Source organism: Peribacillus sp. TH27, from assembly GCF_016650915.1.
Classification (GTDB): Bacteria; Bacillota; Bacilli; order Bacillales; family DSM-1321; genus Peribacillus; species Peribacillus butanolivorans.
On sequence record NZ_JAEKEV010000002.1, the window covers coordinates 652,592 to 675,012 of the forward strand.

Consider the following 22,421-nt stretch of genomic DNA (forward strand, 5'->3'; position numbering starts at 1 on the left):
TGGCTAACTTATGAAGCTAATCCAAATAATTTATGGATGAATTCTTTTTGGTTTTGGGCAGACTTCACCCCTGGATGAACCTCCTTCTTTTTATTCATATGCATCGCTTCTATACTACTTAATATGTAAGTAGCTGTACGAAATGATTTTAATCCTAACATCGAACGAACTCGCTTCTTTATAAAACGATGATCCTATTCTACCATATTATTGAGATATTTCACTTGTCTTATTTGTATGCCTTCAGGCATATGTTTCTCTTCTTTTAACTCTTGAATCGCTACGGGATAGGCTGGGTTTTTGTCTACTGTTATGACACGTGGTTTACAAACATGAGAAGTAGCCAAGGCTTTCTTGAAAAAGCGCTTGGCTGCTTGTTTATCTCTTGATTCACTTAGATAAAAATCAATGGTACTCCCTTCTGAATCGACTGCACGATATAAGTACATCCATTGACCCTACTTTGATATACGTTTCATCGACTCTCCAGGAATCATTTGTTGGCTTAAGATAACGCCTTACTCTTTCATCTAATTCAGGTCCATTTTGATGAACCCAACGCATAATCGTTGTATGAGCCATGGATAAGCCACGCTCCTCCATCATTTCCACCAAATCACGAAAACTTAAGTTGTACCGTAGATACCATCTCACTGTTAACAAAATAATGCCAGGCTGATAATGTTTCCATTTGAATAAATTTTCCTTTTCCATACCAATTACACCCCTTTTTTAGAGTAATAGTATCAGTATGTCCAAGATTTATAGATTACTGGCAATTGTCTTGAAATTTTTGCACCAGAACCAAAAATAGAATAACTAAACCAACAAAGCCGTAAAAGATTGAAACTATAATACCCATAATTTTAGCTCCCCTAATAAAATTCATTAATTTAACGTTACCATAAATCAGTAAAATCAGTTGAACTTTTAACATAGCTCTTCTTCAAGTAACCTGCCCCATTAGTTGAAGAAGTAAAAATACACACTAGAGTCATTTAATGATTTCATAACACAAAACCACAATAACGCAATAACACAATTAAAAAAGTGTAAATAAAAAAGACACTTTCCCAAACTTTGAAAATGTCCTTTGATACTTAACGGCTACTAAAATAAAAAAAGAACCTCATAAGAGATTCATTAAGGTGTATCTACTAATTTATCCACTACATTTCCGTTTTCATCATAAATCACAAGAAAGGGTTTCCCAGTTGTCCAATCTTCACTTGCAGGAATCAAAAACAATGAAAATATTAAAACTATAGATAACCTTAGTAAAATTTTCATTTACATCCCCCTATTTAATATTTTTCTATATTTTACCATAAGCTATCCGAAAACAATTTGAACATTGTATAAGATACAAAAAAAGAACCTCTAAAGAGATCCCTAAATTATATTTTTAGTTGATTATTTTTAAAAAGGTAAATCATCTTTTATTATAGGGCTTACTTTTCTTACTAAATCTGTAATATCATTTTCTCTGTTGTAAACAACTCTAACAATTTGAAAGTCGTCTGGATAGCGAACGGTGTTATTTATCTTTTGTATCCACTCATAAGCTGATAGAGCAGCAGTCCATTCCGGTTCTTTTCTAAAGTCAGTTGTTATTACTGAACAACTACCAGACTGTAAGAACTTAGCACCGTTCGCAAACAATTGAACCTCAATCTGAATCTCCATTTGTATACTCCTAAATCTCTGTGCCTTTTTGTTTATTCTTCAAAAACTGCAAAGCCCTCCTGAATTTTAAGAAGTGCCTTTTTTAATCCTCAACGATCACACTAATAATTTCATTAAATTTAATTTTCTCGAAGGAACTATCTTTCTTCTGAATACTTAACTCTTTCGTGACAGGATCAATATACACACAGTATCCATGCAGTTCAATTGGATTTCCCTCGTTATGCAATCTAAATATAATCGGTAAATGATATTCCATCGCATAATGAATGTTGTTTTCAAATTCTTCAACCTGGTATTCATCTAGGACAGGTTTTTTATTTAAGAAATAATCGTCCTCAACCTTTTTTTTATTTAATGCTTTATGTTCTGGTAACATCAATGCTGCTTTCCATTTAATGATTCCTCTATCACGAATTGTACCCATTAGAAAGATCCCTCCTTTTTATTTATTATATACGAACTAGTGTTCTTGCGTAAGCTAGAAAAAAATGCCTGTTCCAGAGATGCGAATACGAACGGTGCATCAATAAGCCTTAATTCTGGAACCGTTTATTATAATTAAAAATGAAAAAGGACTCCTTTAATAGAAAGGGGTTCTTTTTTTGTTCATAATTAAAAATTTTATGGGCTAGACCCTAGAAACGTTTTAGTTTAATAGAATAAATTCCACCTGAATAAGTAAGGGGAGTTTAATTTAATAGAATATACTCCACTTCATTAAGTAAGAGGGGGAATTTAAATGTTAAATATGAAAATTTATGTTGGCAAGGCTAAGAACAGGTGGAACAGTTTCACAGTAGGAATAATCGTTGGTATCGGAAATGATCAATATTACATAGTAAGGTTTAGAGATGGAAGGAAAACGTGGATTAGGAAAGATTGGATTTTGTTTTGGTATTAGAAAGCTCCCTTCCGGGAGTTCTTTTATTTGTATTCATTTCCATTAATTTTTTTACATGCGATAATAAGAAGAAAAAAAGCTAATTTCGGGGGGAAGATATGTTCTTAATCGGAGCAGCAGTTCAAAGTTCAGGGTTGCCAGCCAGTTTTTATGGTTCATTAATCGGTTCATTTATATCAGGTTCGGTAGCAGTAGGAATATTGATTTACAACAACTGGCAAAAAAACAAGGAATTTAATTTTCGTTGCTACGGCACAATGAAAGTGATTAATGCTCGGTTAATTCAACTATCTAATGCGGAAGATATAACAGTGGAAGTCTTAAGAAGAAGGCTCGAAGGCGAAGAAATAGGTGAAGAACTTTTAGTACTTCTTACAGATAGCAAAGGTTTTTTCGAAGAAAGTCATACATTTTTAGAAAAAGAGAGAGCAAATATTCCTTATGACTTTACAAGCAGGTACTTCACAATCACAAGTTCCATTAACTCGGTCATTGTTGGATATGATGTGCTCATGGAGGAACCTAGCAATCTTAAAAAATTTAAACCTCTTATTGATGAGTTGGAGTATTGTAACAAAATGATAAAAGAATTTAACAAGAATACCACTCAATACCTAGAAAACGTGGAAAAGAAATATAAAATAAAAGATTTTTATTAAATAGGGGGATGTAAATGAAAATTTTATCAAGGTTATCGTTAATCCTTATCTGTGCAGTATTTTTAATTCCCGTGACCGAAGATTGGACAACTTGGCCTCCATCCCTTTACATTTTTGATGAAAATGGAAATTTAGTAGATAAATTAGTTGATACACCTTAATGAATCTCTTATGGGGTAGCATCAGGAAAATGCGGATTTACAGGCGTGGTAGCTTTTGGGGAAATAGTTTTATGATGGTAAAACAAAGCTTTTGTTTCTTCCTATGTGATCCAATCCCTCTTTATTTTGGTGAAAAATAAAGTAAATTCAATTTATAGTAAAGGAGAAGTCAATAAATGAAATGGGTTTTTTCCGCAATCGCTTCTTTTATGACGATAGTTATTGGTATTGAAGCAAATATTAAATTAAAAGATGAATGGTACTACCTACATAAGTTAACTACCTTTTGGATTGGGATAGTTCTCCTAATATTTTACGGAAGCTATGCCCTAGTTAACTATATCAAAAAAGAGTGGAAAAAAACAAAGAAGAAATGCAAAGGTTAAATGATGAAATAGCTAAAGTTAATGGTACAAGCCGAGACAAAACTTTACTGAGGGAGATCAAAGAAGAATTACAGACTAACCAGGTGGACAAAGAAGATAATGAAGATAATGAACATAAAAGTGAAATAATAGAGGATAAAGTTGAAGAAGAGGTAGAAAATAGTAGCATAGACAAGCTCGTTCGAAGTTGGGTTGACAAGGATAAAGACAGAATGAAAATTGCTTTTGAGGAATTACAAAACGAAGTGACAATTAGTAGTGATAAAATCAAGAACGAAGCGATATATTACAGTTTACTTTATCGAATAGGAGAAGACTCAACCCGTAATTTTGAAACTATTGAAAACAAGGCTCAAGGCACTGAGGTGTTTGGTGTTGTAATGTCCATAATTGCAAATGCTTATCAAAAAACTCATAATTATGATATTGCCATATTATATTATGAAAAAGGGTTAAAAAACCATGAAAATAGTACTGCCATAAACGGAGCTATAGTAAGAGGATTAGCTCATTCTAATTTTATGTCTGGTAATAAAAAAGAGGCTTATAGATTGCTAATATCAGCATTAAACTCTACAAATAATCTAGAAGAAAGATTTGAGTATCTAAAGAAACTAGCAGAACAATATAATATGGATAATAACCTGGATTCTGAAATCTCTGCGTTAGAAAAAGCTTTAGAAATTAAACCAAATGATATAAATATACTATTTGATGTAGCCTATGCTTATTCAGAGAATAAGCAAGCTAATTTAGCACTATTACATTATAAAAGCGTAGTGAATATTGATCCAACTCATAAAGGTGCATTAAACAACTTAGGAGTTGCTTATGGGAGATTAAAATTAAATTTTAGCAAAATAAAAAGTTACAAACGAGCTTTTGAGCTAGATAACACATTAGCTGCTTCAAACTTGGCGCAAGTATATATAGCAGCTGGCTTTGAAGGAGAAGCAAGGAGCATCCTAGAAGAGGCTAACTCGCAAAAAGACGTTCAAGTTCATGAATTAGTCGGACAAGCTCTTGTAACTCTACAGGAAGAAGTAAAAAGAGAAACAGAAGAAGAACAGAAAAAACTTAAAGAAGCTCAAGATGAACGGATGTTTCAAAGGAAATTAGCATCAGCTGAATTTGAATTAACATCGGATAAAGAACCATCGATTCTAATTGGGAAATGGAGAATGGATGCCAAATATGAGTCTGAGATCGAAATTCGAGAAAACATTGTAATAATTAGTTGGACCAATTTTAGGAAGTATAAACTTGAAGGGGAAATAAATAATCGCTACCTGTCTCTAAATTATTATGAAATGGATTATGCGTATCCAAGTATTGCACAAGATGAAAAAGGTTTTAAAAATAAGGGAATAGCAATTGGGTATATAGAGGAGTATTCTAAAATACAGATTAGGATAAAAGATCAGGATAAATTAGTTTACTACGAATTTCTAAGAGTAAAGGAAGAAAAGGATAATAAGTAATTTTGTCAATAGCCAGCCCACTTTTATTGTCCATCTTGGGTGTAGGAGGGTTTGGGTTGGACTTGTTGTTCCGTTCGGACGTTCGCAAAAGTATATGTAAGTTTGTGAACGTTCGTAAACAATTTCTTCACTATAACGAACGATGAATCTGGCTGTTTTGTAAAAAATAGAACCGTTCGTAATTGTCTACTTTTACGAACGGGATAAAATCAGTAAGCCGAAAATGTCAATCATGACAAATTTACATTTTTACTGCTTTGACAGCGTAGCGACGATTTCCTTTGAAGAAGCTGTGTTCCCCTTAGCTCTTAAAAGAGGACAATCTGTCGATGTCTTCATTCACGAGCCGGTATAAACTTAGCTCACGCGATGAGCTGCTCCTTGAAATCACTACGACAAAGGATCAGTCGTTTACAAAGCATTTCCGTTTGACGCAGTCCATTCCAAAAGGATACTTAAAGCAAATCGCAATCGCGAACGAAGCGAATGATGAATAGACTTACTAGAAGTGAGCTAACTTGTCACTGTTCAACGAATGGCTAATTTTAAAAATGGGAACCAATCATATGTGACCACTTTGGATATCGGATAAAAGCCCTTCTCATATAGAGAGGGGCTCTTTTAGGCTCATTTACTAGAATCATTTAGTGATTGATTTCATATGTCACTTTAGGAGGTAATTTGCGCTTATTTTAAGTGCTATTTTGCACATCTGTTCACTTACAATAAAGTTGTTTAATCTTAATACTTTAAACACAGATAACACCGTTCAACTTTATGAGTAATAATTTTCGGAATTATTTTAGGTAAAACACTTGCTGAGGTTTTTCCATGGCTGTCTTAAGCGTGCATGGACCCGGTACTATTGTAAAAGTACATAGAACATCAAGTTTATCCAATTATTGTCACTTAATTACTGCTATTAAAATAATTCCCTATTTGAGAATCAATTGCCATATAGTCATTCATTATATGCTTTCTCATTAATTCTTCTGCTTTGTCAGGTTCACGGTTCTTTATTGCTTGAAATATCCCCCAATGCTCATCCATAAAAGTTGAACGAAATTTATATGAACTGATAAATGATCGATAGGCAAGGACTTGTGATTTTATTTGTGTCATCATGTGAACTACCGTAGGATTATCACTAGAATTTAAAATAGTATCGTGAAAAAGAGTATTTTTTACAACTACTTCGTCTAATTTATCCTGATCGAAATATTTTCTAGCCAAAATGAGACATTCCTCTAACTGTACAATCGATTCATGATCTATGTTTTCTGCTGCTTTTCTTGCGGCTAATCCTTCTAATACTGAATTACATTCAAATAAGTCATTCATTGCTTCTTTAGTAAAATTTGTTACTTCTACTCCCTGAGATGGCCGAGATACTAATAAACCTTCCATTTCTAATCTTCGTAAGGCTTCTCGTATAGGCGTCCTACTGGTATTTAACAAATTAACTAATTTAGATTCTACCAATTTTTGTCCCGGACTAAATACACCTTTAATGATATGGTCTTTAATTGTTAAGTAAACTTGTTCATATAGGCTTATCTTCTTTTCATCCTTAGTTAAAGGCATTTCAGTCACCTCCATATTAGTTGTTTTGCTTATTAATATTGTCAATTTCTTGTTAGATGTGATTAATAAGGTGGATGCCTTCAAAGAAAGAAATAGTAGCATCTATTAAGATTGTGTATTCGTTACTGTACCCTTTTTCTTAATATATAAAAAACCGTTTGAAAAGAGAAATATTCAAACGGTATATTTTTTAAAGAAATTGCGTTTCTCTTTAGATAATACTTTAATCTATGCTATTTGAAAATTATGATTTAATTGTAGAGGTTGATTTGTTCACTTTCCAAATTCGGCTATCTAAATCTTTACCCATATGATTACTAAGTATATTTGAAGTTTCAAGCATTTTTGTATGATGGATCCCAGTATCAATATTCATTTCAGATAAAAGACTGACTAAATCCTCTGTTGAAATGTTTCCTGTTGCCCCAGGTGCATACGGGCATCCACCTAATCCTCCTATACTGCTGTCGAAGGAATATACACCTGCTTGAATCCCTGCAAGAACGTTTGCTAATCCTCTCCCATAGGTATCATGAAAATGCAATTCAAATTCAATATCACGAAAGGTTTTTTTAAATTGTACCATCCATTTAAAAACTTGTAATGGATTAGCTACACCAATTGTGTCACAAAGACCGATTCTTTTAAATCCTATATCCTTTAATTCATTAACTATATCAACGATTTTAACTATACCTGAATTCCCTTCGAAAGGACATCCAAAAACCGTAGAAAGGGAAGCCCTGTATTGTAGCTGATCTTTTTTCGCTCGTTGAACAAGTGGTGCTAGTTGCTTAAGCGATTCTTGCGTCGTGGAGTTCAAATTCTTTTTACTATGTGAATCAGTAGCAGAAAGGACAAAGGTAATCCCGTCTACACCACTATTAACTGCCCTTTCATACCCTCTTTCATTAGGGACCAATGCAAAAAATGTAGCAGGTAGATCACGAACTTCTTGTATTACCTTTTCTGCATCAGACAGGTTCGGGATCCATTTTGGGTTAACAAAGGATGTTGCTTCAATCTCTTTAAATCCACTCTCAACAAGATTATGAATTAAAGTAATTTTCTTTTCTGTATCTAGAAACTTGGACTCATTTTGCAGACCATCCCTAGGACCTACTTCAATGATTTTTATCTCCTTGGGCATTTCCATATGACTTTACCCCCTACATAATTTTCAATATAAATTCGCTCATTATTACGACTATTTCGAATAATATAAACTACCTAGCAATAAACCAGGTAGCCAAAGATTGTGATTTACGCCTTTTTAGTTTTCATAAGTTAATCCAATATTCTTTAGAATTAGTTAGTGAGATATATAGTTTTTAAACTATATTATTCTTTACGCTATTTTCAGGATTAACTTTTATTGAATCATTAACATCCTTTTTCTTAATAGTAAGAATTAAGAAAAATCCTATAGCAAGAACTATACCTAGAAAATACAATCCACTTTCCATTTTCCCTGTTGCATCGCTTAAATAACCTACAACATATGGTCCTAAAAATCCGCCTAGATTTCCAAAGGAATTAATTACAGCAATCCCAACTACTGCAGTCGAAGCTGATAAAGTTGCTGAGGCAAGCGACCAGAAAGGTCCCATGAAACTATAAAGTCCTATTGTAGCAATGGAAACCATTATCATTGACATAATTGGACTGGAAGTAAACACCCCGGCTCCAATTAATCCGATAGCACCTAGTAACTTTGGAATAGCTGTATGCATTTTTCTCTCTCCACTCCTATCAGAGTGAAAAGCCCACAAAATCATTGTAATTCCACCTAGAATATAAGGAATAGTCGCAATCAAGCCGACTTGTGTAGTTGTTAATTCGCTTGAAAAAGCTTGGATGATAGTTGGTAACCATAATCCAATACCATATAAACCAGTAACCCAGGCAAAGTATGTCAATGCTAAACGCCAAATTTTCCAATCCCGAAATACGACACCTAAATTTGTATGGTTTTTATTCGTATTATCCGTACCATTATCCTTTTCTATTTCAGAAATTAACCACTCTTTTTCTTCATCAGTGAGCCACTTAGCATCTCGTGGACGATCAGTTAAGTAAAAGTAGGTAACGATCCCAGCTATTATTGCAGGGGCTCCTGTTAAAATGAATAACCATCGCCACCCTGCCATATTGACCCATGTAATATTATCCATTATCCAAGTTGAGAGTGGAGCACCAATAATATTCGAGGCTGCCATCGCTACCAAAAATAAAGCAAAGGCACGCGCTCTCTCCTTAGGTCGAAACCAAAAAGTTATATATAAAAATACACCCGGGGCAAATCCAGCTTCAGCAACCCCTAGCAAAAATCGTAGTATAGTTAATTGCGTAGCAGTTTGTACCCAAGCAGTTATAACAACTGCCGCCCCCCAAGTTATCATAATTCGAGCAATCCATTTTCTCGCCCCAAACTTATTCATGAAAATATTGCTTGGAATTTCAAAAATAAAGTAACCTAGAAAAAATATCCCCGTAATAAATCCTAAAGTTTTAGCTGTTAGTCCTAATTCCTGATTCATATCAAGTGCAGCATAGCCAATATTTACTCTGTCTAAGAAAGCAATGATATATAATATGAAAATAAAAGGAATTATTCTCAGTGACACTTTCTTTAGAGTTCTTTTCTCTAATGCACTATTCTGGCTCATTTATAACCCTCCCCATTGAATCCGTTCTAGAATATTGTGTCATACAGTAGGTAGCAAATTAGATTATAATACTTGCGATTCCCTTCCTATCTATTCGGTAGTTGCTATGACTATATTTGTACTAGAAGCTATTGATCTCGTGATCCTTGTCATTCGAATATTTGGGGATTAATAAACATTTTGGTATATTGAAATTAAGTCATCTTTAGACAACTCTATAAAGTTATTTATAAGAAGTCTTTGTTGACTTTCTATAACTTTATCGACATATTTTTCAATATCCTCTTCTTTAACACCATATTCACGTAATGGTTTTCTTGGAATAAGTGTATTTATTAATTCTTCAAGGGCCAGAAATGAACCTTTTAAATCAGCATTTATTCCTAAAGCTTCGTTAATAATTTGAGAAACTTCTATTAATTTGCCTTCAGGTGAAAGTTCAACATACTTATTAAAGACTCCCATTAAAAATCTTGCAGTAGATTCACCATGGGGAACATGGTGAACGCTTCCAAAATGCATGGCCAAACCGTGAACAGCTCCACATACAGTATTAGAAAGTGCAATGCCAGAAAAAGTGCTTGCCCTTAAAAACTCTTGTAAATAATCAAATCTTTTTTCCAATCCATTCTCAACAAGCTCTTTGTAGCGCTTAATAATTATTTTGATAGCTTCCTTACAAAAGACATCGTTATAAGGATTTCCCGTTGGTGCTACAAAAATTTCCAGAGCATGAATTAAAGCATCTACAGAACTATAAAGAAAAACTTTAGGTGGAATATTGTCAAGTAATTCTTCAATAAGCACTGCAGAATCAGCATAGTTAGCTTCAATTCTCTTTCCTATTTTAGTCTTCCTTTTTGTAACATCTACTACAGATACACATGTAACTTCACAACCTGTTCCACAAGTAGTAGGTATTAATATAAGCCCTTTATCTCTCACAAGTGGTATCTTATCTTCAAAAATCTCATTTGTGGAGGTTGCATCTTGAATACACAGCAACTTTGTTATATCTAAGATTGTACCTCCACCAATCCCAATAATCCTATTGATTTGTTGTCCATGAATATCTTTTAAAATCTTATCAATGATAATATCACTTGGTTCTCCAAGACCGTAATCATCCTGAAAGATGAAATTACAATCTACCTTATCTTTCATGTATTTTTCATATAAAAATTTTTCTGTAAATATAGTATCCATTGAAGATACATTGAATTGATCGATAAATTCGATTAGTGTCTTAAATTCGTAAATAGATGGCCCTATTTTAAATTGATCCAAGATCCTTCACCTCCAAATTTTTAAATTAAAACTGCATTTTTGATAAGATCTCCGAAAATCTCTTCTTCGGAAGCTTCTGTTCTATCAATTGGCTCGGCAACCCAGGTTGTATTCATATAATGTTTTTGTGTAACATTTTCCGAAACGATATTACCTCCCCATGTACCACAACCTAGAGAGAACGTGTTAGCTAAACCATTAAACCACGCACCACTATTGGCCATTCCATGAGGTTGTCTTACAATTACTTTAGTAGTTTTTGTATTTAAAGCTAATTGCATGATATGCACATCGTTATTAGAATGAATTCCACAAGAATGGCCGTATCCAGAATATGCAGTTATTTTGTTAACTTTTTCTATAGCTTCGTCAAATTCATTATATTTATAAATGGTTACTACTACGGACATTTTTTCTCCCGAGAATGGATAACCTTGGCCAATACCAGATTCCTCAACCATTATAAATTTAGCTTTATTAGGAATTGAAAAACCAGCAGCTTCCGCAATTCTTGAGGCTGGTTTTGCGACTATTTCTCTAGAAAGGTGACCGTCCACCCACATAGTATCTTTCAACTTTTCCTTCTCTTCTTGATTTACGAGATATCCACCTTCTGTTTTAAGAAGATCTATCATCTCATTGTAAACGCTTTCTTTAATTACCAAAGAATTTTCTGCAGAACAGCCAGATGCCAAATCACCAAGTTTACCTATTCTTATTTTTTCTGCTGCATCTGCTAAATTTGCTGTTTCATCAATTACAACAACAGCATTCCCTGCTCCAACTCCATAAGCAGGTTTACCAGAACTATATGCTGCTTTTACCATATCTCCACTACCAGTGGCCATTGTTAAATCGCATTGACTCATTAACTCTTGGGATATTTCCTTAGATGGTGTTTCAATACAAATAAATAAATCCTTTGGGGCACCATTTTTCTCAAGAATATTTCTCATAATATCTACAACTTTCTTAGTTGTATTTTTACTTCTAGGATGTGGTGCAAATATGATTGCATTTCTTGCTCTAAGGCTTAAAACGCCTTTAAAAACTGGAGTAGCTTCTGAATTTGTACTTGGAACTAAAGCTGCGATAATCCCTACTGGCTTCGCAATTTTCCTTATTCCCATTTCAAGATCTCTTTCAATTACTCCAACTGTTTTTACTGATTTTACTTGATAAAAAACTGCCGGCATTTTTTTAGTGAGCTTTTTAATTTTAGATTCTTCATCACCCATATCCGTTTCTGCCACAGCTAATTTTGCTATTTTTTGTGCTACTTCATACCTTGATAGGGTATAAACAATTGCTGCTGCTAGCTCATCTAATTTTCTTTGAGAATAACCTTCTACAATTTTTTGTGCTACTTTTGCTCTCTCTACTAAATCACTAACTGTTTTTTCTGTACTCAATGAACTCCACCTCTTCACATTTTAATAGAATAATGTATAAATTTTATTGTATACAATTAATAAATTGTATACAATTTTAAAAATTGTATACAATTTATTAATTATCTAAATAATATGAATTTTTTTATAATAAGTCAAGCTTAATTGAATAAAAAATATTAAGTAGCTTTGGAGTATTGATCAAAATGTTCAAGATTTGGAGTTTAAGACTTCTTTTTCAAGTGGTAAACGAAGATAATTCTTAATCTTTTCAGTTAATGGATAAAGAAAAATTCTTAGGATGTATTTTTTTTTTTGCCATTTTTCTGTTCGTATTATCTCAATAAATATACGTGTTAATTCTTCAACTATCGGGCGCTATTGCTGAACAATGAGCAGTTGCTTTTTTACTAGGCGGATAAGAATAGTTCTATAAATGATTGGATGTAAATAATGAAGAAACCCAGCTAATCTTCTCATGTGAAGGTAGCTGGGTTTTTAAAGTTGGATGTGCAAAATAACACTTAAAATATACGCAAATTATAGGTCAAAGTGACAGTTTTTGAGGTTTAGAGAAGTTCTCTGTTTTTAACCAAAAACGGTCGTTTATGGTCATTTATCCATAACTAATGAATTAAATGACTTTTTTAATTTTGTTCAACAATCGGGCCAGATTGTCCATCTATCGATTTACGAGCGACCAATTCTCTTCTTACTACACAAAGATTATTCATACAAATTCAAGGGATGCAATTCATGTTTTGGATGGTTTATTACATCATGAGACGGATCTACCAAATATTCGGATTGACCCATTTATTAGGATTTAAATTTGCTCCAAGAATAAGAGATTTATCGGACTCAAAATTATTTACGATAGATAAAGCAAGTGAGTATCCAAAACTAGAAACTATTTTACGTGGACAAATTAATACAAAGGTCATTGGAGAAAATTATGAGGATGTTTTACGATTAGCCCATTCAATAAGAGAAGGAACAGTCTCAGCATCCCTTATAATGGGGAAATTAGGTTCTTATGCAAGACAGAACAGCTTAGCTACAGTCTTGCGAGAAATGGGGCGAATAGAAAAAACAATCTTTATTCTGAATTACATTTCAGATGAATCTCTAAGAAGAAAAATACAAAGAGGATTGAATAAAGGAGAAGCCATGAATGGGCTGGCAAGAGCTATTTTTTTCGGAAAACAAGGAGAGCTTAGGGAACGAACCATACAGCATCAGCTTCAAAGGGCCAGTGCTTTAAACATAATTATCAACGCCATTAGTGTCTGGAATACTCTACATCTAACAAAAGCAGTTGAATATCAAAAACGGACAGGTAGTTTTAATGAGGATTTATTGCACCATATGTCACCTTTAGGATGGGAACATATTAATTTACTAGGAGAATACCATTTTAATTCGGAGAAAATGGTCTCGTTAGATTCATTAAGACCATTGAAACTTTCTTTACGTTGTTAAAAATGGGGGATTCGTCTTGAAAATGGGCTTACCGTTGTAAATCCGCATTTTCCTGACGGTACCCCAAAGAGATGATTGAGCATGATGTAAAGGAGTTAACTGAAATCCCTATAAGTATGTTAAGGATTTCAGTTTTACTCTCTTTTTTTTCGCTAGTACACATCGTTATTTAACGAAATAACGAAAGAATATAATCCCAATAACATCAAATGGCGAGATTAAATTTTTTCTTATTAAAACAACCTGCCCCGTTAGTGCCATAAAAAAAAGGCTGCCTCAGCAACCTTCCTTATTGAAGTAAAGCACCTGTTAGAAGCTTAAATTACTATTTTTGATTTTTTAATTTCCAAACCTCTTCTTCGAGATTATCTATTCTTTGTTGAAGTGCTTTCTTCGGTTCTGAAATCCTTCGACCTAATATAATGAAGAAACCAATAATAGCAATAATTCCTCCAGATCTTACTTATAGTATAATAAAACAATAATACGTATTTGATGCATTCTGTAGGGTAGATGAATCATAAAGTGCTCTTTCAATTTAGCAGGATTAGAATGCTGTTTGTCGCTGTCCCATTTACCTGACAGCAGTATGCATAAGCAGCCAAGGTTCAATGACTAAATTGATTAGGATATGAGCCACAATAGGAGCAAGTATAAAACTTCAACCTAAAGAGTTTGAAGTATAAGCGCAATGTAAAGTTTCACAGAATCATGATAGTCTTTTGGATTTTCCCCTGTTTTTTGAGTGATTTTATCTAGACGGTACTGCAAGGTGCTTTTATGGATAAATAATTCTTCAGCTGTCTTCTTCAGTGAAAGGTTATTATTATAATAAGTATGCAAGAGATTTATCTCTTCTTCTGAAAGTACACCGATCAGCTTAGTCGCATAGTCATTTCTTATATGGTAATCAATATTTTCCATGATCATTTCTAAATCGAGCTTTGCATAAATACATACCGTCACTTTTTTGGAAAGAGCATATTTTAAGGCAAGTTTTGCATGCTTATAGGACTTTGAAAGCTCATCTATAATACCGATGCTTCCTATCCCTATCGAACAGTTCATATACTTAAAGCTATTATTCGATTCAAATATTTTCAGCATTATTTTATACTGTGACTCATTAATAATTAAAGCTATTTGATTAGGAAATAAGTAAGTGAACAGTTTAATACCCTGTTCTAATAAAATCTCTTTCATTTTAGCAGCGAGTGATGAGTTATTATTCAAACCTTGCAAATGAATAATAGCAACAAATACTCTGTCTTCTAATTCATGTTGAAGTTGCTGTAAGTGTTCATTCATGAAGGCATCCCCTTTTTCATTTTCAAAAATGAGCATGCGAACAATAGAAGAACGCAATTCGTCTAAGGAATGAATAACGATCATTTGTTCCTTTATTAACACTTCGGTAATTTTGGTCAGTAAAAACCCTAGTGACTTACATTCTTTTGGATCTCCAGATATGCCGATAACACCAAGAATTTTTTTATCGATTATCACTGGATAACTAATGCCTTTTCTTGCGCCCTTAAACGCCTCATTCCCCAAAACCTCTACAACACTTCCTTTTTCCTGTACTTGAAGGGCAGCAGCATGAAAAGAGCCAATTCGATTTTGGTCCGTACTGGCAATAACCTTCCCGTCTAGATGTATAAAGTCTATATCTTTTCCAATGACTTCTTTTGCCGCATCTACAATCATTTGGGCTAACGTATGGCTAATCTGGAAATTTTCTTTTATCATAGATTTTTTCCTTTGCTATAGATTATCTCTTTTTTATTTTAAAAATTGAGGGAGTTGTAGAATATAGCAATTTAGTTTACATAGAGCCCCTAATATTTCAATGAAAAAAGAATATTTATGTTTGACACTGTGTGTTTAGGAGTGTACTTTTACGAACGGTAGAAACAATGCTATACCGCCCATTTCAGAAATTTTCTACGCTAAGAGAATTCCAAGCTGAAAAGTCATTCACCTCAACGCTAAGGAACCGACTTTTTAGTTTGGCTTGTTAAATTAAAGCCACCCGTTTTTTTAAGTTGGAAATTTCACAATCTCGTGCTTTGACAAAGAGTAGTCATAAAATAAGCATATATATGGTAATAACTAAAGCTACTAGATTTTAAATATATTAATGAGCTACTCTACCAACTGCTATAATATATGAAGGATCATTAATCCTTATCGTCTTATTTACCCAAAATGTCTGTCCACCTTTAATCTCAGGAATATCTTTCATTTACCGGTCTAGTATATGAATCTAATAAAAAACCACCTGAATTGAATTGGACTAATGGTGAATATCTGTTTTTCCATTTCAATTAATTCCAAATTAATTAAAATGGAAGAAGAACATAATAAACAAGGTGCTAAATTTACAGAAAAAGTAAAGAAAGTACTTGGAGGAAAAATACTGAAGTTCAATCTTTAAAAATAGGGCTTTCAAATATATCCTCTTTTGCTTTATTAAGATGCTCTTGCATATACTTTACTGCTTTTTTTGCATCCCGTTCATATATCGCCTGAATGACAGCCGCATGCTCCTTGCATGCACTAGTGATTCTATTTTTATTTTGAACAGCAATAATCCTTAATGACAATGCGTTATCCCACATCTTTATTATTAAATTTTCGAGTTCCGAATTTCCCGAAAGACGTGCTATCGTAAGATGAAACTTTTTATCATTTTCTTCAAACTTTTCAATTTCATTTGGTTTAATTTCTAACATTATTTTTTTGAGCTTATATAATTCTTCAATCTCTTCCTTTGTTGCATTAAAAACTACCTGCTTTGCAGCATAGCACTCCAGCAAAGCCCTTAAATCCCAATTGTCTTCCACGAATTTCGCTGATAATTCTGCAACGGAAACCCCTACATACCGAGTGTATGACACCAGACTTTCACTTTGAAGCATTCGAAATGCCTCTCTTAATGGTGTTCTGCTGACATGCAGTTGTTTGCATATATCTTCTTCTTTCAACTTTGTTCCCGGTTTCAAAGTACCATTAAGTATGAGTTTGCGGATCTCAGAAGCTAAATTTTCAGCAGTTGAAATATTTGCTTCCTTATTAAATTCTATATTTGAAAGCATAAACAGCCTCCTATTTAAATTATTGTTAATTACTCTTAATTAATCCTTAATATACCTATTTATATAAACAATCATATTGTATACAATATGATTGTTTATATAAATTTTGTATACAATTATACCACATAATATAACTTTAAATAATCACTGTCAAAATTTTTATATTGCTGTGAATTTGCCTTAAAAAAGATGATAAGCAAAACACTGTATGTCAAACTATATATTAAATAGTTTCCCGTTTAAACTTTGAAACATGTTGTTTCAATAACACTGTATATGTTTTTTAAGCTAAAGTGCTGTAAATCTTATCTTTAAATTCACCTTAACTTCTCTACTCACTTAACTCTCAGTATGATATATAGAAATTTTATTTTTTTATAGCAAATATACCCCATAGAGTATATTTTTTTCACAATCTACTCTATAGGGTATTTTTTGGGTAATATAATCTTGTAGAAATGTTTCTTAATAGTCGGTACTAGTGAAGGCAATGCAGAAAATGTTTCAGCTGCACTTCTCTGCATTCACTAACTATAATACGTTAAGACTTTGTTCAATGATGATCGCAACTAATTTTTCTCTAAATCGCATTTTCTTTTTCTATATTAACACCACTAACAGCTGAACTTTTATCCTTAAGTGTTAACGTCAAGACACCTGCAATAGCCAATGAAGCAGCCAAAATTAAATACGCCATTTGGTAGGAGCCAGTACTTGTTTGACTAAATCCAACTAAATATGGCCCAACCCAACCACCAATGTTTCCAATTGAATTAATCAAGGCAGTAGCAGCAGCTGCTGCTGAACCTGATAAGAATGTAGTTGGTACTGACCACCAACAACCTTGACCAATATATACACCTAAACAAGTGATACTAATAAATATTAAGCTTAATGTTGGGTTACTCGTAAATGTACCTGCTGCCATACCAAACGCACCAATAAACAATGGGGTCGCGATATGTCTTTTTAATTTACCAGACTTAGAAGCCGTTACACCATTAATAATAAAACCAATTAATCCAATAGTCATTGGAACAAGCGTTAAGAAACTTACACCTGAATTACTTAATCCAGATACGGATCGTAAAACCGTTGGCAACCAGAATCCAAAAGCCCAGAATCCACTAATCCACAAGAAGTAAATGAGACATAACTTTATTACTGTTTTATCGGCAAACACTTGCCATATCGTATATTGCTTTACAGAGCTTTTTGCAGCTACTTCTTGCTCATACTCTTGCATAGTAGCCTTTCTTTCTTCTTCCGTCATCCATTTAGCATCTTTAGGCCAATCTTTCAACCAGTATAAAAGGAAAATTCCAAAACCAACTGCTAAAACTCCTTCTAACAAGAATAATATCTGCCAACCATGAAGCGTAAATAATGCAAAATCTAGATCCAATCCTATTAATAGACCAGCTAGAGGTGCACCGATAATGCTAGAAACAATCAGAGAAGTGACCATAATGGAAAGTGCTGCAGGTCTTTCTTTCATGTTAAACCAACGCGGGATAATAACTGAATAACAAACCGGATAAAAACTAGCTTCTGCTGCACCGATTAGAAAGCGCACAATATAGAATTGACCTGGTGTTTTAATAAATGCCATAAGGGCACATGACAACCCCCAAGTAACCATGATCCTTACAAGCCATTTGCTTGGACTTTTTTTCTCAGCATATACAGAGCCTGGTATTTCAAATAATACATATCCAGCAAATAGAATTCCTGCCCCCATTCCAAAAACCTCAGCAGAAAAGCCTAATTGCTCATTCATGGTTAAGGCAGCATATGAAAGATTGAGTCTGTCAAGATATGCTAGTAACGAACCAATAAAAAGCGGTAATATAATGTGTAGGTATTTTCTTCTTGCAAGGCTACCTCTTATTGCCATACATTATTCCCCCAGTAAAATAAGTTTAGAGATAATGGTTGAATCTACTGTTTCTCCTATTTTGTCTAGCAATATTTTTGCATTGATCGATCCTATCAACCTAATTCGTGTTGAGTACTGACTTTATATTCGAGAGTCGTGCCGCCTAATAGGGTATTCTCAATCTCGTTTCTCCCTTAAATAAGCGCTTTCAAAATTTTAAAATTAGTTGGTGAGAAACGACATGCTCAAGATCAACTCTAATGAGCATGTCGTTATTTCACTAATCCTATCGTCAAGTGATATTATCGCTCACATATTTTATAGTTCCAACTTTTTAGGATAACCACTGAATAATTCATCAATGTCTGTTAACCCTGCAAAGACTTCATCAATTTGCGGATTTTTTACTTCTGAATCAGGAAGGGTACGGTAAACCCAAGTTGTATTGTAATAATGTTTGAAAGTGTTATTTTCAGAATAAGCATTTCCTCCCCATGTTCCACATCCTAATGTGAAAGTCCATGGCATTGGATTGTTATTACCACCGCCATTATTTACACCAGTATTTGCATTAACAGCAATACGAGCTGTTTTCGTTCCAAATGCGAACTTTTTAATGTTCTCTTCATTATGACTTTGAATTGCACATGAATGACCTGAACCTGAAATTGCATGTAGCGTATTGGTTAATTCAATAGCATCATCCACATCTTTTACTTTCCAGACAGCAATTACTGGGGCCAATTTTTCTCCAGTCATAGGATTATTAGCGCCTAGATCAGTTTCTTCAGCCATAAGAAATTTTGTATCTTCGTTTACTTTAAATCCGGCAACTTTAGCAATATCTTGTGGTGAATGAATGATACAATCTACATTTAAATGGCCATCTTTCCATAAAGCAGCAACCAATAAATCACGCTCTTCTGGTGTACACATATATCCACCTTGTGCTTTAAGAGCATTGATCATGTCTTCATAGACCTTTTCATGAATTGCTACTGAGTTCTCAGTAGAGCATCCTGCTCCCCAGTCATTTGTTTCTGCTTTCATAATTCCTAGAGCAGCATCTTCTAAATCTGCACTTTCATCTACAAAAGATACAGAGTTTCCAGCACCTACTCCAAATGCAGGTGTTCCAGAAGAATAAGCTGCCTTAACCATAGCGGCTCCTCCAGTAGCAATAACATAATCTGATTTAGCCATTAATTCTTCTGTTAATTCTTTAGAAGGCTTCTCGATACACTGGATTAAATCTTTAGGTAATCCTAAACGGCCTAAGAGTTCTCTAAAATCATTTACAACCAAATTAGTGATCTTTTTTGTTCTTGGATGTGGAGAAAAAATGATTGCATTCTTAGCCATAATGCTAAAGATTGATTGAGCAGAGACTAATCCTTCAGGAACCGTCATTGGTACTAGAGAAGAAAGTACACCAATAGGTTTTGCAATTTTAACTAAGTTTCCTTTTGGATCCTCTTCAATAACTCCTACCGTTTTAACACCATCTAATTGTGCCGCTAAGCCTAATGGTCGATCTGTATTTCTCGTTAATTTACTTTCAAGTCTTCCACTTCCACCATTTTCTTCAAATAGTCCTTTTGAATAGACTTCAGCTCGAGAAGTTGCTAAATATGCAATTTTTCTTGCGATTTCACGAACATCTTCTTGAGTTAAATGGGAAATTGCTTCCATAGCTTGTCTACCACGTTGAATAATTTCTTCAATTGTTAGTACCTTTAACATAATATTTATCTCCTTTTATTATTGGTTTTTTGTTATTTTTTCCATTTTATTAATTAAATTTTTAGCTCGTTCTACTATTGGAGCATCAATCATTTTTCCGTTCAGTGAATACACGCCTATACCATTTTGAATGGCTTTTTCGTATGATTCAATAATTGTAACAGCTTCTTTAATTTCTTCTTCACTAGGTGAGAAAGTATTATTGATTGTCTCAATTTGTCCTGGATGTATACAAACTTTGCCTGTCATCCCCAAAGATTTGGCCCTGTTAATGTCAAAGGTCAATCCCTCTGTATCTTTAAAATCCACATATGGACAGTCAATGGCATCCAGTTCGAAAGCTTTGGCAGCAAAAACCACCTTGTTTCTTGCATATAACAGTTCGTCACCAATTTTTGTCCGAGTAACACCTAATTCGTTTGTAAGGTCTTCCCCTCCGAGATGGACGCCGTCTATACGTTTTGCAACGCTTACAATTTCATCAACATTTGTAATTCCGTCAGCTGTTTCTATTAATGGGATCAGTTTGATTGTATTTTTTCCCCAACCTAATTCCGCTTCAATCGCAGTAATGATGACATCTGCCGTCAATATTGATTTCACACTTGCCTTAGGGATCACCAGCGTATGGGGTCCTTTCGGCACGATCGCCATCAAATCCATGATTCCTAAATAAGTATCAATTGGATTGGTTCTTACGATCACTTCTTTATTCGTTTGTTTGGCAGTAGCGATAAATTCTGAAATACTTTTTCTTGCTTCAACCTTTTCTGAAAAACTAACAGCATCTTCAAGGTCAAAAATAACGCTATCCACTTCCATTTCCAATGCCCTATTCATCATTTTAAGGGAGCTTCCCGGAACGTAAAGCAAGGATCGTCTTAAGAAATGGTTCCTCATCATATCACCCATCCCTATTTATTCGGCTCGATGATAGCCCTTTGTACTTCTTTTGATGCCGCTTTTTCAAGAGCAAGCTGTACCTCATCAAGGGAATACGTTCGATCTGTAAGAGAACTAAATGGATATTTATCATGATATTTTTCTAAAAACAGTAGTGTTTTATGAAGATACCATGGTTGGTAACGAAGAATTCCTTTAATGGTGATACACTTTCTCGTAATTAATCCGGGAACGATGGTCGTATTAAGCGACTCATCTACTAGAACATTCCCTAATTCCAGATAGGTACCGCCCATCCTTACAATCCGAAGTCCTTCATCAAAAGCTTTAGGTATGCCCGTAACTTCCAGAACAACGTCTGCTCCGTGTCCATTCGTAATTTCGTTAATACGAGCGATTCTTTTATCAACTGTGTCATATTCCTTCATGTTTATGACAAAATCGGCACCGAATTTTTTAGCTTCGGTTAGTCGTGTATCTACACCGTCAATGACAATGACATTTGCGCCCATTGTTTTTGCGATTGCTGATGCAAAAAGCCCAAGCCCACCAGCACCTTGAATGACAAAATAATCGTTTACTTTTAAATTGGAGTTATCCATCGCATACATAATTTGAGCAATCCCACAATTGGAACCTGCTGCTACATTATCAGGGATGTTATCTGGAACTTTATAAAAATACTGGTTAGCATGAATAAAGTAATGAGTTCCAAAACCACCGGTAAAGTGTGGATGCTTTTCTGAAATTTGCCCCATAAAATCGCTTCCATTCTCGCATAAATTAAAGTGACCACTTAAACAAGCTTGACACTTTTGACATGTCAGATAATAGACTGGAACAACTCTATCTCCTACCGCTATGCTTTGACCAGCATAGTCAGTTGTTATACCTTCACCAATTTCGACTATTTTTCCAACCATTTCATGTCCTAGTACATGATTTTTCAGGACATGCTTGCCCTCCCACATATGAATATCTGATCCACAAATATTAGCTTTGATAATCTCTAGTATGACTTGCCCTTTTTCTGCTTTCGGCAATTCATATTCCTTAATGGTCATTTCTTCTAAGCCCGTCATTGCCGCTACTCTTCCGTTCAATACAC

Annotated in this window: 19 protein-coding genes and 2 pseudogenes; 6 read left to right on the forward strand and 15 right to left on the reverse strand. The window is 34.1% G+C overall.

Annotation, left to right across the window (positions count from 1 at the left end; genetic code table 11):
• Positions 1-8: 8 nt before the first annotated feature.
• The 4 genes and pseudogenes from JFU24_RS04595 to JFU24_RS04610 all read right to left on the reverse strand — a co-directional run bounded on the left by JFU24_RS04595 (position 9) and on the right by JFU24_RS04610 (position 2,113).
• Positions 9-714: pseudogene (locus tag JFU24_RS04595) on the reverse strand (IS6 family transposase).
• Between the two features lie 429 nt (positions 715-1,143).
• Complete coding sequence (locus JFU24_RS04600; protein WP_179891087.1) at positions 1,144-1,290, reverse strand: hypothetical protein; 147 nt, start codon at positions 1,288-1,290, stop codon at positions 1,144-1,146.
• Positions 1,291-1,419: 129 nt separating this feature from the next.
• Complete coding sequence (locus JFU24_RS04605; protein WP_201249584.1) at positions 1,420-1,686, reverse strand: hypothetical protein; 267 nt, start codon at positions 1,684-1,686, stop codon at positions 1,420-1,422.
• An 82-nt stretch (positions 1,687-1,768) separates the two neighbouring features.
• Complete coding sequence (locus JFU24_RS04610; protein WP_201249585.1) at positions 1,769-2,113, reverse strand: YolD-like family protein; 345 nt, start codon at positions 2,111-2,113, stop codon at positions 1,769-1,771.
• Between the two features lie 575 nt (positions 2,114-2,688).
• Between JFU24_RS04610 and JFU24_RS04615 the strand changes: the two genes are divergently transcribed.
• From JFU24_RS04615 to JFU24_RS04635, 5 genes are all read left to right on the forward strand, one after another.
• Positions 2,689-3,249 carry a hypothetical protein gene (locus tag JFU24_RS04615; protein ID WP_201249586.1) on the forward strand — a complete coding sequence of 187 codons (561 nt, stop codon included), beginning with the start codon at positions 2,689-2,691 and terminating at the stop codon, positions 3,247-3,249.
• A 14-nt stretch (positions 3,250-3,263) separates the two neighbouring features.
• Positions 3,264-3,410: a hypothetical protein gene (locus JFU24_RS04620; RefSeq protein WP_201249587.1), complete on the forward strand. Its 147-nt coding sequence runs from the start codon at positions 3,264-3,266 to the stop codon at positions 3,408-3,410.
• Positions 3,411-3,586: 176 nt separating this feature from the next.
• Positions 3,587-3,796 (forward strand): hypothetical protein, encoded by a 210-nt coding sequence (locus JFU24_RS04625; protein ID WP_201249588.1) that lies wholly within the window; start codon positions 3,587-3,589, stop codon positions 3,794-3,796.
• Complete coding sequence (locus JFU24_RS04630; protein WP_201249589.1) at positions 3,763-5,277, forward strand: tetratricopeptide repeat protein; 1,515 nt, start codon at positions 3,763-3,765, stop codon at positions 5,275-5,277. Before JFU24_RS04625 ends, JFU24_RS04630 begins: the two co-directional genes overlap by 34 nt.
• 329 nt (positions 5,278-5,606) lie before the next feature.
• Positions 5,607-5,774, forward strand: coding sequence for a hypothetical protein (locus tag JFU24_RS04635; RefSeq protein ID WP_201249590.1), 168 nt, complete (start codon positions 5,607-5,609; stop codon positions 5,772-5,774).
• A gap of 412 nt (positions 5,775-6,186) precedes the next feature.
• Here JFU24_RS04635 and JFU24_RS04640 read toward each other — a convergent pair whose 3' ends face one another.
• From JFU24_RS04640 to JFU24_RS04660, 5 genes are all read right to left on the reverse strand, one after another.
• Entirely contained in the window at positions 6,187-6,861 is a 675-nt protein-coding gene (locus JFU24_RS04640) for a GntR family transcriptional regulator (RefSeq protein WP_057216957.1), read from the reverse strand.
• A gap of 244 nt (positions 6,862-7,105) precedes the next feature.
• On the reverse strand, positions 7,106-8,017 hold the full coding sequence (locus JFU24_RS04645; protein WP_201249591.1) for a hydroxymethylglutaryl-CoA lyase: 912 nt from the start codon (positions 8,015-8,017) through the stop codon (positions 7,106-7,108).
• A gap of 175 nt (positions 8,018-8,192) precedes the next feature.
• Positions 8,193-9,530 (reverse strand): MFS transporter, encoded by a 1,338-nt coding sequence (locus tag JFU24_RS04650; RefSeq protein WP_201249592.1) that lies wholly within the window; start codon positions 9,528-9,530, stop codon positions 8,193-8,195.
• A 168-nt stretch (positions 9,531-9,698) separates the two neighbouring features.
• Positions 9,699-10,817 carry an iron-containing alcohol dehydrogenase gene (locus tag JFU24_RS04655; protein WP_201249593.1) on the reverse strand — a complete coding sequence of 373 codons (1,119 nt, stop codon included), beginning with the start codon at positions 10,815-10,817 and terminating at the stop codon, positions 9,699-9,701.
• Between the two features lie 20 nt (positions 10,818-10,837).
• Positions 10,838-12,229 (reverse strand): aldehyde dehydrogenase family protein, encoded by a 1,392-nt coding sequence (locus JFU24_RS04660; protein ID WP_201249594.1) that lies wholly within the window; start codon positions 12,227-12,229, stop codon positions 10,838-10,840.
• 656 nt (positions 12,230-12,885) lie between these two features.
• On the opposite strand from JFU24_RS04660, the pseudogene JFU24_RS04665 reads away from it, so the two are divergent.
• Positions 12,886-13,690: pseudogene (locus JFU24_RS04665) on the forward strand (Tn3 family transposase); the annotation flags it as partial.
• Between the two features lie 666 nt (positions 13,691-14,356).
• Here JFU24_RS04665 and JFU24_RS04670 read toward each other — a convergent pair.
• From JFU24_RS04670 to JFU24_RS04695, 6 genes are all read right to left on the reverse strand, one after another.
• Positions 14,357-15,439, reverse strand: coding sequence for a CdaR family transcriptional regulator (locus tag JFU24_RS04670; protein WP_201249595.1), 1,083 nt, complete (start codon positions 15,437-15,439; stop codon positions 14,357-14,359).
• A 677-nt stretch (positions 15,440-16,116) separates the two neighbouring features.
• Complete coding sequence (locus tag JFU24_RS04675) at positions 16,117-16,788, reverse strand: GntR family transcriptional regulator (RefSeq protein ID WP_201225366.1); 672 nt, start codon at positions 16,786-16,788, stop codon at positions 16,117-16,119.
• Positions 16,789-17,368: 580 nt separating this feature from the next.
• Positions 17,369-18,685: an MFS transporter gene (locus tag JFU24_RS04680; RefSeq protein ID WP_201249596.1), complete on the reverse strand. Its 1,317-nt coding sequence runs from the start codon at positions 18,683-18,685 to the stop codon at positions 17,369-17,371.
• Positions 18,686-18,985: 300 nt separating this feature from the next.
• A complete protein-coding gene (locus JFU24_RS04685; RefSeq protein WP_201249597.1) occupies positions 18,986-20,410 on the reverse strand; it encodes an aldehyde dehydrogenase family protein in 1,425 nt (474 codons plus the stop codon).
• 18 nt (positions 20,411-20,428) lie between these two features.
• A complete protein-coding gene (locus JFU24_RS04690; RefSeq protein ID WP_342214666.1) occupies positions 20,429-21,322 on the reverse strand; it encodes an HpcH/HpaI aldolase/citrate lyase family protein in 894 nt (297 codons plus the stop codon).
• 2 nt (positions 21,323-21,324) lie between these two features.
• The gene (locus JFU24_RS04695; RefSeq protein ID WP_242485276.1) at positions 21,325-22,416 is read right to left on the reverse strand and encodes a zinc-binding dehydrogenase; all 1,092 of its coding nucleotides are present in this window, start codon (positions 22,414-22,416) and stop codon (positions 21,325-21,327) included.
• Positions 22,417-22,421: the final 5 nt, after the last annotated feature.

What these genes read in the sequence shown, in the direction of transcription:
- JFU24_RS04600 (WP_179891087.1), bottom strand. Translation starts at nt 1,290, where the DNA reads ATGAAAATTTTACTAAGGTTATCTATAGTTTTAATATTTTCATTGTTT.
- JFU24_RS04605 (WP_201249584.1), bottom strand. Translation starts at nt 1,686, where the DNA reads ATGGAGATTCAGATTGAGGTTCAATTGTTTGCGAACGGTGCTAAGTTC.
- JFU24_RS04610 (WP_201249585.1), bottom strand. Translation starts at nt 2,113, where the DNA reads ATGGGTACAATTCGTGATAGAGGAATCATTAAATGGAAAGCAGCATTG.
- JFU24_RS04615 (WP_201249586.1), top strand. Translation starts at nt 2,689, where the DNA reads ATGTTCTTAATCGGAGCAGCAGTTCAAAGTTCAGGGTTGCCAGCCAGT.
- JFU24_RS04620 (WP_201249587.1), top strand. Translation starts at nt 3,264, where the DNA reads ATGAAAATTTTATCAAGGTTATCGTTAATCCTTATCTGTGCAGTATTT.
- JFU24_RS04625 (WP_201249588.1), top strand. Translation starts at nt 3,587, where the DNA reads ATGAAATGGGTTTTTTCCGCAATCGCTTCTTTTATGACGATAGTTATT.
- JFU24_RS04635 (WP_201249590.1), top strand. Translation starts at nt 5,607, where the DNA reads ATGTCTTCATTCACGAGCCGGTATAAACTTAGCTCACGCGATGAGCTG.
- JFU24_RS04640 (WP_057216957.1), bottom strand. Translation starts at nt 6,861, where the DNA reads ATGCCTTTAACTAAGGATGAAAAGAAGATAAGCCTATATGAACAAGTT.
- JFU24_RS04645 (WP_201249591.1), bottom strand. Translation starts at nt 8,017, where the DNA reads ATGGAAATGCCCAAGGAGATAAAAATCATTGAAGTAGGTCCTAGGGAT.
- JFU24_RS04650 (WP_201249592.1), bottom strand. Translation starts at nt 9,530, where the DNA reads ATGAGCCAGAATAGTGCATTAGAGAAAAGAACTCTAAAGAAAGTGTCA.
- JFU24_RS04670 (WP_201249595.1), bottom strand. Translation starts at nt 15,439, where the DNA reads ATGATAAAAGAAAATTTCCAGATTAGCCATACGTTAGCCCAAATGATT.
- JFU24_RS04675 (WP_201225366.1), bottom strand. Translation starts at nt 16,788, where the DNA reads ATGCTTTCAAATATAGAATTTAATAAGGAAGCAAATATTTCAACTGCT.
- JFU24_RS04680 (WP_201249596.1), bottom strand. Translation starts at nt 18,685, where the DNA reads ATGGCAATAAGAGGTAGCCTTGCAAGAAGAAAATACCTACACATTATA.
- JFU24_RS04685 (WP_201249597.1), bottom strand. Translation starts at nt 20,410, where the DNA reads ATGTTAAAGGTACTAACAATTGAAGAAATTATTCAACGTGGTAGACAA.
- JFU24_RS04690 (WP_342214666.1), bottom strand. Translation starts at nt 21,322, where the DNA reads ATGGGTGATATGATGAGGAACCATTTCTTAAGACGATCCTTGCTTTAC.